This window comes from Spirillospora sp. NPDC047418 (genome assembly GCF_040643275.1).
Classification (GTDB): Bacteria; Actinomycetota; Actinomycetes; order Streptosporangiales; family Streptosporangiaceae; genus Spirillospora.
The window spans coordinates 1-10,179 of sequence record NZ_JBEYTW010000056.1; the positions used below are offsets into that span (position 1 = coordinate 1).

At 71.2% G+C, this 10,179-nt stretch carries 9 protein-coding genes; 5 read left to right on the forward strand and 4 right to left on the reverse strand.

What is annotated here, in order from left to right; all coding sequences use genetic code 11:
• Positions 1–230: 230 nt before the first annotated feature.
• Positions 231–1,064, forward strand: coding sequence for a CPBP family intramembrane glutamic endopeptidase (locus tag ABZ806_RS28885; RefSeq protein ID WP_500220559.1), 834 nt, complete (start codon positions 231–233; stop codon positions 1,062–1,064).
• A 150-nt stretch (positions 1,065–1,214) separates the two neighbouring features.
• Here the strand turns inward: ABZ806_RS28885 and ABZ806_RS28890 are convergent, their stop codons facing one another.
• Both ABZ806_RS28890 and ABZ806_RS28895 read right to left on the reverse strand, forming a co-directional pair.
• Positions 1,215–1,901 carry a DUF899 domain-containing protein gene (locus ABZ806_RS28890; RefSeq protein WP_500220560.1) on the reverse strand — a complete coding sequence of 229 codons (687 nt, stop codon included), beginning with the start codon at positions 1,899–1,901 and terminating at the stop codon, positions 1,215–1,217.
• Positions 1,902–2,119: 218 nt separating this feature from the next.
• Positions 2,120–3,505, reverse strand: coding sequence for an alpha/beta hydrolase family protein (locus tag ABZ806_RS28895; RefSeq protein WP_500220561.1), 1,386 nt, complete (start codon positions 3,503–3,505; stop codon positions 2,120–2,122).
• A 74-nt stretch (positions 3,506–3,579) separates the two neighbouring features.
• On the opposite strand from ABZ806_RS28895, the gene ABZ806_RS28900 reads away from it, so the two are divergent.
• On the forward strand, positions 3,580–4,533 hold the full coding sequence (locus ABZ806_RS28900) for an ArsR/SmtB family transcription factor (protein WP_500220562.1): 954 nt from the start codon (positions 3,580–3,582) through the stop codon (positions 4,531–4,533).
• 53 nt (positions 4,534–4,586) lie between these two features.
• Here ABZ806_RS28900 and ABZ806_RS28905 read toward each other — a convergent pair whose 3' ends face one another.
• Entirely contained in the window at positions 4,587–5,654 is a 1,068-nt protein-coding gene (locus tag ABZ806_RS28905; RefSeq protein WP_500220563.1) for a right-handed parallel beta-helix repeat-containing protein, read from the reverse strand.
• Between the two features lie 395 nt (positions 5,655–6,049).
• Between ABZ806_RS28905 and glnII the strand changes: the two genes are divergently transcribed.
• Together glnII and ABZ806_RS28915 are read left to right on the forward strand one after the other, a co-directional pair.
• A complete protein-coding gene (gene glnII / locus ABZ806_RS28910; protein ID WP_500220564.1) occupies positions 6,050–7,063 on the forward strand; it encodes a glutamine synthetase GlnII in 1,014 nt (337 codons plus the stop codon).
• A 236-nt stretch (positions 7,064–7,299) separates the two neighbouring features.
• Positions 7,300–7,929: a hypothetical protein gene (locus tag ABZ806_RS28915; protein ID WP_500220565.1), complete on the forward strand. Its 630-nt coding sequence runs from the start codon at positions 7,300–7,302 to the stop codon at positions 7,927–7,929.
• Here the strand turns inward: ABZ806_RS28915 and ABZ806_RS28920 are convergent.
• Entirely contained in the window at positions 7,910–8,731 is an 822-nt protein-coding gene (locus ABZ806_RS28920; RefSeq protein ID WP_500220566.1) for a hypothetical protein, read from the reverse strand. The genes ABZ806_RS28915 and ABZ806_RS28920 overlap by 20 nt on opposite strands.
• Positions 8,732–9,103: 372 nt before the next feature.
• On the opposite strand from ABZ806_RS28920, the gene ABZ806_RS28925 reads away from it, so the two are divergent.
• Entirely contained in the window at positions 9,104–10,126 is a 1,023-nt protein-coding gene (locus ABZ806_RS28925) for an alpha/beta fold hydrolase (RefSeq protein ID WP_500220567.1), read from the forward strand.
• Positions 10,127–10,179: the final 53 nt, after the last annotated feature.

The window sequence follows — 10,179 nt, forward strand, 5'->3', positions numbered from 1 at the left end:
GCCAAGACCGAGGTGTCGGCGTTCATCCAGAGCCTCGGACTACGCCCCCTCGATGTCGGCGGCCTGGACATGGCCCGCTGGCTGGAAGGGGTCGGGCCGCTGCTGATGGGCCTGGCCCGCAACGGCGCGGGGACCTTCGACATCGCCCTCAGCGTCGACATCGCCGGCTGAGCGCACCCCTACTACTAGCCGGCGGCGCTCCCGCCGCGGCTTCTCACGAAGGAGTCATCATGCGTTTGATATGGCAGCTCTTAGCGGTTGCGGCGGTCTGGGTCGTCGGCAGTTTCGGAACGGCGGCGGTGAAGGACACCCCCTGGCTGGCGCTCGCCGCCGGCCTGCTGACGGCCGTTGTCGCGCTCCTGGTCTACGGCTGGGTGGTGCGGCGCACCGAGCACCGGGCCCCCGTCGAGGTGTCGCCGAAGGGGGCAGGTGCCGCGATCGGCTGGGGCACACTGCTCGGCGTCGCGCTGTTCGGCGCGGTCATCGCGAACATCGCCTTCTTCGGCGACTACACGATCAACGGCCTGGGCACGCCGGCGAACGCCGTCGCCCTGCTCGGCATCATGGTGGGTGCCGCCGTGACCGAGGAGCTGGTCTTCCGCGGCGTCCTGTTCCGCAACGTCGAGCACTGGACCGGAACCTGGATCGCGCTCGTGCTGACCGGCTCGCTGTTCGGCCTGATCCACCTGCTCAACGCGAACGCCACCCTGTGGGGCGCCATCGCCATCGCCATCGAGGCGGGCGGGATGCTGACCGCCGCGTACATCGCCACCCGCAAGCTGTGGGTGCCGATCGGTCTGCACTTCGGCTGGAACGTCGCCGCGAGCGCCATCTTCAGCACCGAGGTGTCGGGCAGCAACACCCCGCAGGGTCTGCTGGACGCGACGATGTCGGGTCCCGCACTGGTCACGGGCGGCGACTTCGGACCGGAGGGCAGTGTGTACGCCGTGGTGTTCGGCGTGGTGGCCACCGCCGTGTTCATGTGGCTGGCACACCGGCGTGGTCACGTGGTCCCCGTCCGTCGCCCGGTCCGGACGGACACGGCCGCTGGGATCGCCAGGTGATCGAACTCCAGCGGGTCCCGGACCGTGACGGCAGATCGACGTCACGGTCTGGGCATGCCGCTGGCTTGGTACGACCGCTCGCAGCAATGGGCCGACGACGACTCATCGATCAGTAAATGCGGCCGGAGTGCTAACCGCTCCGGTTTGGCGTTAGGGGTTCTCGCCGTAGGCGGCGGCTATTTGTTCGGAGGCGGGCCAGCGGGTGTAGGTGGGGGATTGGGGCCAGCCCTTGGGGGAGTCTTGCCATTCCTCCTGGCGGCCGTAGGGGAGTACGTCGATCAGGGCGAAAGAGTGGCTGAGTTGTTCGGTGCCTCGGCCGTTGGTGTGCCACGTGCGGTAGACGGTGTCGCCGTCGCGTAGGAAGACGTTGACGGCGAAGCCGCCGCCGGGTGGCGCGCCCACGTCGGTGCCGAACGTGCTGTTCGCGGTGGAGTACCAGGTCATCTCGTTGCCGACGCGGCGCTTGTAGGCCAGTGCCTCGTCGATCGGGCCCTGGGTGACGATGACGAATCGGGCGTCGTAGGCGTCCAAAAACTCCAGGCGCGTGAACTGGGACGTGAAGCCGGTGCAGCCCGAGCACTGCCAAGTCTCGCCGGGGAACCACATGTGGTTGTAGACGATCAGCTGGGTCTTGCCCTCGAAGATGTCGGCCAACTTGGCCGGTCCTTGCTCGCCTTCCAGGGTGTAGTCGGGCATCTCGACCATCGGAAGGTGGCGGCGCTCGGCGGCGATCGCGTCGAGTTCCCGCGTTGCGGCCTTCTCGCGGACGCGCAACTCGTCCAACTGGCGTTGCCAGGTCTCGGCGTCGACGACGGGCGGTAGGGCCTTGGCGGTCATGGGCGCTCCTCCTGTGTTCCGGCCGGTGGTTCATGGAGGTGGACCATGGCCGTTCGCCGAACTCATCGCTGCGACGATGGGCCGGCGGGTCAGGCAGTCTTCCGCCTGCCGGACGATGACTCTTACCTGCGCGAACCGCTTGTTGTCTGCAGCCTAAAGCGCCGCTAGGACCCCCTGCTCCGGGACGGAGACAGGGGGTCATGCCCCCGCGGCATGGTCTAGCGCAGGTACCGGGACGGGTGGTGGCGGGTGAAGGACGGGGTCGTCGGGTGCAGGCCGCGCTCGGGGTCCGGGTCGAACACCGTCTGGTAGTCGGGGGTGAACTTGGCTGCGGACCCGTTGAGGACGTCCGGGCTGGTGCTGGGCCAGTGGCGGGTGTTCAGGCGGGTGAGGAGGGCTTGCAGGGTCACTATTTCCTCGGACGCCGTGAACGTGCAGTGGTTGCCACGGTCGACATACAACTGCTTGAGGTTCGCCGGGTTGCCCGCTCGCCGCACCTGCGTGGCGTACCAGCGCTGGTTCTCCGGTGGGACGTTGCCGTCTCCCGTCGAGTGCAGGGTCACCACCGGCCAGGGCGTCCGGCCCGTGGGGGTGCCGTAGCGGTTCAGATAGCGGACGGCCCCCGGGTCCGCCTTGATGCGCGGGGCCGCGTTGAGGCGGGCGAGGTCTGCGCGGAGGCTCAGGCCGGCTTCGCGGTAGGCACGCTTGACCAGGGCCTTCTGGCTGGAGCGAGTGAAGAGCCTCCGGTAGTCGATGCCCGTGTTCCAGGACGGGTTGCCGCCCGCGCGGGCCTCGATGTCGGTGCGGTTGAGGCCCCAGAACGCGCCCCGGTCGTAGGCGTTGTAGAAGTACTGCTGCTGGACCTGGCCGGCGACCGTCCCGGGTGCGGGGGCCCGTGAGGTGTACCGGCCGGGGATGTCGGCGAGGGCGCTGGCGAGGGCCAGGCGGGCGCGTCCACTCGACGTGCTCAGGGCGGCACCGAGGGCTTGGCGGGCGTTCGAGATGTTCGCCTGCGGGTCCTTGATGCGCACCAGGTCGAGGTCGGGGGCGAGGAGCGTCTTGATCGCGTAGTTCGCGTCCAGGGCACTGTTGAAGTGGCCCGTCGTGCCGCCGAGCACCCCGCAGAGGGACGCGACGCCGGCGAAGCGGGTGGGGTTGCGTTCCGCTAGGAGGACCGCGACCAGGCCTCCGGCCGACGCGCCCGTGGAGATGGTGCGGCGGGGCTTGCCGATGTTGGCGGTGAACCAGTCGAGGAGGCCGATCTGGTCCTTGAGACCGGACTCCACCACGCCCCAGCCCTGCGCCACGCGGAACTGCGAGGCCGCCACCGCATAGCCGTGGTCGAGCAGCCACTGCTTCGTCGCCGGGTGGTTCGTCAGGGAGATGTCCGAAGGCGCAGGGAACTCCAGGCTGTAGGCGCCGTGGCTCCACAGGAGCAGCGTCCCGTTCCAGTGGCTCGGGACCTCGACACGGTACGGAACCCCGTCGATGTCGCCCTGGTGGACGTCCGCGCTGTCAGCGGCGCGGGCGGGCGGTGCGACCGCGACCAAGGCGGCGACCAGCATCAGCGGAACAGTGCGGCGGAGCGGGCGGAGTCGGCTCATGGCCGCACTTTCCACGAGGCCTCGAGCGAGGCGCAATGATTTTGGAAATAGCTGAAATGTCGTAGATTCCGATCATGCTGCGGCTCTGGCTCGACTATGACGACCTCGCGCGCATCCGCATCACTCCCGGCCTCTCGCCGATCGCCCAGTCGGTCCTGAGCGCCCAGGCTCTGCGCGCGACGGGGCCCGAGCCGGTTCCCGGCGCCTGGCGGACGCGGACGCGCGCGCGGCTCACCGGCCCGTCCCGCCTGCTGCTCGATCTGGTGCCGCCCGGATCCTGGGTGCCCGACTTCCTGACGCCGTACACGCGCGTACCGGGGCTCGAATCGGAACTCGACACGGTCGCCTCGACACCCGTCCGGCGGATCCGGGCCGAACTTGAGCGGTCGCACGGCGCGCGGCCGCCGTCCCCGTGGCTGCCCCGGCTCGGCTCAGGGGACGGGGAGACGATGCGGGCGCTGGTCCGCGGGCTCCGCGATTTCCACCGGGCCGCGCTGGCGGACGTGTGGCCCGAGCTGGGCGCCCTCCTGCGCGCCGAAGCGGCCGGTCATGCCCGGACGATGGCCGGACGAGGGATCGGCGGCCTGCTGGGGAGCCTGCATCCGGACGTCCGCTGGACGCCTCCGGTCCTGGAGATCGAGACGCGGCGCGACGGCGACGTCCGGCTCCAGGGGCGCGGGGTCGCGATCATGCCCTCGCCGTTCGTCGCGGGGCCGCGCGTCCTGATCGGCGGTGACTCTCCGGCGACCGTGGTGCTGCCCACGTCCCGCACGTTCGGCGGGACGAGCGACGCCGCCCTGCCGCGCGTGTTCGGGCGGACGCGCGCGGCCGTGCTCCGGTCGGTCGCCGACGGCGAGCTCACCACCGGTGCGCTGGCCGCGCGGCTCGGGGTCAGTGCCGCGTCCGCGTCGCAGCATGCCACCGCGCTGCGCGGGGCCGGGCTCATCACGAGCGAGCGCCGCGGCAAGACGGTGCACCACGCGCTGACCCCGCTCGGGGAGCGGTTCCTGCGCCGGTCGCCCGGCTGAACGCGAGAAGACCCCGTTCCCGGGTGCGGGAAAGGGGTCTTCATGGCGCCCGATCAGCAGAGGTGGCGCGGCTTCGAGGTGCGGCACTTGTTGTGGACGAAGCGGTTGGTCTTGCTGCCGCTGTTGTTCACCAGGTCGTACGGGGCGTTGCCGCGCGCGGTGTTGCCCTTGATCAGGTTGTGGCTGGCGGGACGGGCGTGGCCGTGCTCCGGGGCCACGCCCGGGAACAGGACGATGCCGCCGGAGTAGGGCAGCTTGCCCCGGTTGTACTTGACGATGTTCTTCTTGACCGTGTTGTGCTGGCCGCCGAAGAACAGGATCCCGGTGCCGCCGAACGGCGGGACGGGCCCGTGCTGGGCGCAGGACCGGTTGTTCTTGTAGACCTTGTTCTTCCAGACGTTGTTGTGGCCCTGCCCGCCCTTCTGGCCGTCGTCGATCAGCGCGACCCCGACGCAGTTGCGGGTGATCTCGTTGTCGTGGACGTTGACGTGGTGGGCGTGCCGGACGAGGACGCCCAGCGTGTTGGCGTAGGAGTGGTTCCAGGCGACCTCGGTGCCGCGGGCGTTGGCGGTGTCGCCGACGTACAGGCCGGCGTCCTCGTCGTTCTCGAGGGTCCAGTTCCAGACGAACCGGCCGCGGGTGGAACGGAATTCCGCGATGCCGTACTCGCCGTTCTTCTTGGCGAGGACGGCCATCACCGCGAGGCGGTCGGTGTACATGCCGTGCACGCCGTTGCCCTTGAAGTTCTGCACGGACAGGTTCCGGATCGTGACGCCCTTGACCGGGTGCTTGGCCCGGCCGATCACGCAGATGCCCATTCCCGGCGCCTTGGCCTTCGCGCAGTTGTCGTGGCGGCCCGGGCGCAGGATGGTCTCGTTGCCCTCGCCCCGGATGGTGAGGCGCTTGCGCACGAGGACGCCGCCCGCGTAGTGGCCCTTCTTGAGCCGGATGGTGTCGCCCGGCCGGGCACGGTCGACGGCCGCCTGGATGGAGTGGCCGGGCAGGACGACATGCGTGCGCCCGCCCTTCGGGCCGTCCGCCGCCTGGCTCGCCGGTGCCAGGGCGGCGAGCCCCGCCAGCACGACGACCGTGCTCAGCGAGGCCGAGAAAGTCCGCCTCATCCCTTTTTCTCCCGTTCTGTTTTTTGGGTCAGGACACGCCGCGGCACGCGCCGCGACGTCATTCCTCGATCATCTTGAAGGGGGCGGCGTAATCCGTGGATGCCAGAGAAGTAAACAGTCGGGGGAGTTTGCGGCAACCATCGTCTGTTCCCTCCGCCGAAAACCGTCGAAAGTGACCGGATAAGGCGAAACATTGGTCGGGATGGTAATCCGCGCGCCCTCTTCGCCCGAGAGTGGACGGGTTGTTACGCAGCGTGATCGCTGTGACGAAGGTCTCCGCAGGTCAGATGGCGTGTTACATGCCGTTCACAAACGGGCAACAGAGGTGAAATGGCCGGTTGGCACGTTCTGTAAGGCCGAACCCGTGAGGCCAGGCAGAGACGAGAGGACCGACGTTGAGCTACAAGGCCGAGTACATCTGGATCGACGGCACCGAGCCGACCGCGCGCCTGCGGTCGAAGACGAGGATCCTCGCCGACGGGGCCGATCTGCCGGACTGGGGCTTCGACGGGTCCAGCACCAACCAGGCGCCAGGCGACCACTCGGACTGCGCGCTGAAGCCGGTGTTCTCCTGCCCCGACCCGATCCGCGGCGGGGACCACAAGCTCGTCCTGTGCGAGGTCTTCCTCGTGGACGGGACGCCCCACCAGACCAACGAGCGCGCCAAGCTGCGCCCGGTCGCCGAGCAGTACGCCGGCCAGGACTCCTGGTACGGGATCGAGCAGGAGTACACGTTCTTCAAGGACGGCCGCCCGCTCGGCTTCCCCGAGCGCGGCTACCCGGCCCCGCAGGGCTTCTACTACTGCGGCGTCGGCTCCGACGAGGTGTTCGGGCGCGACATCGTCGAGCGGCACATGGACGCCTGCCTGGACGCCGGCCTGAAGATCTCCGGGATCAACGCCGAGGTCATGCCGGGGCAGTGGGAGTTCCAGATCGGCCCGGCGGGCCCGGTCGAGGTCGGCGACCACATGTGGATCGCCCGCTGGCTGCTCTACCGCATCGCCGAGGACTTCGACGTCTCCGCGACCCTCGACCCGAAGCCGGTGGAGGGCGACTGGAACGGCGCGGGCGCGCACACCAACTTCTCCACCAAGGCGATGCGCGAGGGGTACGACCCGATCATCACGGCGTGCGAGGCGCTCGCCGAGAAGGCCGACGAGCACGTCGCGAACTACGGCGCCGACATCGAGCGGCGGCTGACCGGGATGCACGAGACGGCCGCGTGGAGCACGTTCAGCTACGGCGTGTCGGACCGCGGCGCGTCGGTGCGCATCCCGTGGCAGGTCGAGGTCGACAAGAAGGGCTACATCGAGGACCGCCGCCCGAACGCCAACATCGACCCCTACGTGGTGACCCGGCTGATCACCGGCACCTGCTGCTCCGCGCTGGAGCGGGCCGGCCAGATCTGACCATCGGCCGCGTCCGACCATCGGCCGGGCCTGACCACAGGCCGGAATTGACCACAGGCCAAGTGTGCTCGGCGGCCGCGTCTCATCGGACGGCAATGACGGCGCCTCCTCGCCCAGAGGGGGCGCCGTCGCCGTGCTCGGGGGCGTGGCCAAGCGACTGCAAATTGTCGAGATTGGGCGAGTCTCCCCATCGGTGCCGGGTAAGCACCTCTACGTTCGCACCCGGGGGAGGGAACATGCCCGACTCGTCATCCGGGCGGTACCCCGGCGGCCTGCCCGGCAGGCACGTCGGCCGTCCTGCGCCACGGCCCTGGGAACGGTCGTTCCGGTGTCCCTCCACGGCCCGGCGCCGCCCGCCGGAGGCGCCGACGAAGCGCTACGAGGACTTCGTCGCGCTGCACGAGGAGATCGCCGCCGAGTCCGGGCCGCCGCTGCGCCCGCTGTGGTGGACGGGGATCTCCGCGTCCCTGGTCGGCGGCGGGCTCGCGTTCGCCGCGGTGATGGGCCTGCGCACGCTGTTCGGCGTGGAGGTCCCGGTGTTCGCGGGCGGGCACGCCTCCGACGCCTCGGCCGCGACGAGCTACGCGCTGTGCGCGACGGCGGCGACGATCCAGGCGACCGCGCTGATGCACCTGCTCCTCGCGACGGCGGCGCGTCCCGTGCGGGCCTTCGCCTGCATCGGCGCCATCGCCGTCTTCGTCCTGACGGTCCTGCCGCTGACGATGCACGGCCCGTTCGACGCGGCGCTCGCGACGTCCGGGATCAACCTGGCGGGCGGGACGGCCGTGGTCGTGCTGCTGTCGGCGGTGGTGGGGGCCACCCGCCGGTTCCCCTGGGACGGGCCGTTCAGGCGCGCCCGACGGTGATCGTCAGCGGGTCCGGCGCGGCCGAGGACGTCACCCGGACGTGCCGCAGCCGCCGCCACACCTGCACGTCCACCGGCTCGTCGGCGGCGAGCAGCCGCAACTCGCGGTGCATCCCGGAGAAGCCCAGGCACAGCGACACCTCCCAGGTCCCGCGCGGCAGCGGCTCGTCGATGAGCGCCCGCGTCACCGGGACGGCGGCGGTGTAGCAGAGCCGGCCGGGACGCTCCTCCAGCATGGCGATGACCTCGAAGCTGCGGTCGGGGCCGTGCTGGGACAGCAGCAGCGTCCCCGAGATCGGCATGCTGGCGTCCTGGAGGTCGACGTGCCCGGCGACGAGGATCTCGGCGCGCGCGCCGTTCCAGCTGGTCATGTCGGCGCGGGTGGTCCCGGCGGAGTGCGGCCGCCCGCCGACGTCGATCTTGAAGGTGCCGTCGGTGGCGAAGTAGGCGATGACGGTGGCGGATCCGGGCAGGAACCGCCGCTGCGGCGCGGCGTCCAGGTCCGGGGCGTGCCCGAGCGGGACGACGGCGTGGGACGGCGGCGCGCCGACCGCCAGGGTGACGTCCCACAGCCCGCCGGGCAGCGGCCGCCCGCCCATGATGGACGCGACGTCCATCCGCGCCTCGAAGACGACGAGACCGTCGCGGGCCTCCGCGGCGACGGGCACGCGCAGCTGCGCGCCCTCGGTGTGCTCGTGCAGCAGCAGTTCGATCTCGGGGACGGCGGCGCCGGGCCCGAACCGGCCGGCCAGCCGCAACGCGGATCCCGTCCAGCCGACCTCCGTCAGAAGAGGATCCGGCATCGCCACCTCCGCCTGGTCCGTCAGCATTTCCCTCACCCGTCCCCGCGATGCCGCCGTCGAATCGGCGCGGGCACGACAAGGCATGACAAGCAGGGACGGTAACGGACGGAGGCGGGGGCGGCCCGCACGGGGTCCGGGCCGCCTGCCGTCGTGCACGGACTGTGATCGCCATTATGCGCCATGTGGCGGCCCGGCGTGAGATTCTCGCGAGGCCACTTCCGGCCCGCGCTGTCAAGCCGAATTCACGCAGGCTTCACAGCCGGGTGATTTCCGGGGGGCGATGACCAGTGTATGAATGGCCTGGACGGCGGCGGCCGCCTAGGGTCAATGCGCGCCGGCCGCAATCGGCGAATGCGGACGGACAATGACGAAATGATCCTTTCCCCGCGAGGTCTGCGCGACGCGACGTCCAATGCCCTGCGGCTGGCCCGGTCCGGCCGGATCGCCGATCTGCGCCCGATGCCGGCGGAGACGGTCGAGGAGCGGCCGGGGCGGTCGGTGCGCCGCTACCGGCCGCCGGAGGGGCTGGTGCCGGCCGGGCCGCCGGTGCTGTTCGTCCCGCCGCCGGACGCGCCCGCGCGCTGCTACGACCTGCGCCGCGGATGCAGCCTGGCCGAGCACGTCGTCCGCGCAGGGCGCCGCAGCTACCTGCTCGACCACGGGCCGGACCGGGACGGCGACCCGGGCCCGGGCCTGCGCCGCTGGGTCGGGGACGTGCTGCCGGGCGCGATCCGGGCGGTCAGCCGGGACGCGGGCGGCCAGCCCGTCCAGCTCGTCGGCTGGTGCCTCGGCGGGGTCCTCGCGCTGCTGGCCGCCGCCGACGATCCGGGCCTGCCGATCGCGTCGGTCGCGGCGATCGGCGCGCCGGTGGACGGGGCCGCCGCGCGGCTCGCGGCACCGCCGGTGAACCGGGCCCCGCTCCCGGCCCGCCTGGACAGGTACCTGCTCCGCCCCTGGGCGATGCTGGCCCACCTCGACGACGCCGATTTCCTCGCGCATATCGAGGCGATGGATCATTTCCGGCATATGACGATCGCCCATCCGGTGGATGCCGCCCGGCGCATTCACCGGTCCCTTCTGGACGGCGGCGGGCTCCTGCGCGGCGGCGTGGAGATCGGCGGCCGTGCGGTGGACCTCGGCCGGATCGGCGTGCCGGTGCTGGCGATCGCGGGGCGCGGCGACGCGTGCGCGCCGGTCCGGGCCGTCCGCCCGCTGGTCCGCCTGCTGGGCGGGGCGCCGCAGGTGCGGTTCGAGATCGCCGCCGGCGGCCACCTCGGCGTGCTGACCGGCCGCGAGGCCAGGTCGACGACGTGGCGGCACCTCGACCGGTGGCTCGATGAGGGCATCGTCAGGCACGGGATCCGCGCACAGCGCGCCGCCGCTTCCACACTCTGACCGGCACTGCTCTGACCGGCGCTGCGCTGTCCGGTGCGGCGCTGTCGGGAGCG

Coding starts and splice junctions, on each gene's coding strand:
- ABZ806_RS28885 (WP_500220559.1), top strand. CDS start 231: ATGCGTTTGATATGGCAGCTCTTAGCGGTTGCGGCGGTCTGGGTCGTC.
- ABZ806_RS28890 (WP_500220560.1), bottom strand. CDS start 1,901: ATGACCGCCAAGGCCCTACCGCCCGTCGTCGACGCCGAGACCTGGCAA.
- ABZ806_RS28895 (WP_500220561.1), bottom strand. CDS start 3,505: ATGAGCCGACTCCGCCCGCTCCGCCGCACTGTTCCGCTGATGCTGGTC.
- ABZ806_RS28900 (WP_500220562.1), top strand. CDS start 3,580: ATGCTGCGGCTCTGGCTCGACTATGACGACCTCGCGCGCATCCGCATC.
- ABZ806_RS28905 (WP_500220563.1), bottom strand. CDS start 5,654: ATGAGGCGGACTTTCTCGGCCTCGCTGAGCACGGTCGTCGTGCTGGCG.
- ABZ806_RS28915 (WP_500220565.1), top strand. CDS start 7,300: ATGCCCGACTCGTCATCCGGGCGGTACCCCGGCGGCCTGCCCGGCAGG.
- ABZ806_RS28920 (WP_500220566.1), bottom strand. CDS start 8,731: ATGCCGGATCCTCTTCTGACGGAGGTCGGCTGGACGGGATCCGCGTTG.
- ABZ806_RS28925 (WP_500220567.1), top strand. CDS start 9,104: ATGATCCTTTCCCCGCGAGGTCTGCGCGACGCGACGTCCAATGCCCTG.